Source organism: Phytoactinopolyspora endophytica, from assembly GCF_004138495.1.
Taxonomy (GTDB): Bacteria; Actinomycetota; Actinomycetes; order Jiangellales; family Jiangellaceae; genus Phytoactinopolyspora; species Phytoactinopolyspora endophytica.
The window spans coordinates 88,147-88,431 of the sequence record NZ_ML142865.1 but is presented as its reverse complement, the minus strand read 5'-3'; the positions used below and the strand labels follow the sequence as shown (position 1 = coordinate 88,431).

The window sequence follows — 285 nt, the reverse complement described above, 5'->3', positions numbered from 1 at the left end:
GTGGGGCGAGGAGTTCGACGGGCGATTCGTGTGGGTCTACGAGATCTCCGGCTCGGTCCCGCCGTCGCACTTCGCCGACGGTTATGCGGGCGCCGAAGGCTGGCGGCAGGGCCCGATGTTCTTCCCCGCCGGCGGCAGCACGATCAACGGGGTCTGTAAGCCCGGCGAGATCGTCTGGTCCAGGGTCTATCTGGAAACCGGCACCCTCCACGTCGACATCGGGCGCGCGTGTGTCGTCGAACTTCCGGCCGAGGAGACCGAGCGCCGCAAGCAGGCGACCACTCC

Annotated in this window: 1 pseudogene; it reads left to right on the top strand. The window is 68.4% G+C overall.

Annotated features, from left to right (window positions below):
* Positions 1-285, top strand: a pseudogene (locus ELR45_RS39175) (fucose isomerase); the annotation flags it as partial.